Genomic DNA, 558 nt, shown 5'->3' with positions numbered 1-558 from the left:
CCAGTCACCGCTGCCTGAACACATAGGGCAGAGGGAGGCATACCAGGGGAACTGAAACATCTAAGTACCCTGAGGAAGAGAAAACAAGAGTGATTCCGTCAGTAGCGGCGAGCGAACGCGGAACAGCCTAAACCAAGGGGCTTGCCCCTTGGGGTTGTGGGACGTCTCACATGGAGTTACAAAGGAATAGAGTAGGCGAAGAGGTCTGGAAAGGCCCGCTAGAAGAGGTAAAAGCCCTGTAGCTGAAATTTTATTCCCTCCGAGACGGATCCCGAGTAGTGCGGGGCACGTGAAACCCCGTATGAATCTGCCAGGACCATCTGGTAAGGCTAAATACTCCCTAGCGACCGATAGTGAAGCAGTACCGTGAGGGAAAGGTGAAAAGCACCCCGGGAGGGGAGTGAAATAGAACCTGAAACCGTGTGCTTACAAGAAGTCAGAGCCCGATTCATAAGGGTGATGGCGTGCCTTTTGTAGAATGAACCGGCGAGTTACGTTCCCAAGCAAGGTTAAGGTGAGAAGCCGTAGCCGCAGCGAAAGCGAGTCTGAATAGGGCGA

The 558-nt window shown here is 53.2% G+C and carries 1 rRNA gene; it reads left to right on the top strand.

From position 1 onward, the window contains the following. Positions 1-558: ribosomal RNA gene (locus ACH6EH_RS20195) — 23S ribosomal RNA — on the top strand; the annotation flags it as partial.

The organism is Paenibacillus sp. JSM ZJ436 (assembly GCF_044383795.1).
In the GTDB taxonomy this organism is placed as follows: Bacteria; Bacillota; Bacilli; order Paenibacillales; family Paenibacillaceae; genus Paenibacillus_AQ; species Paenibacillus_AQ algicola.
Note: the sequence above shows the minus strand (reverse complement) of the source record. Positions and strands in the feature narration are given on the sequence as shown.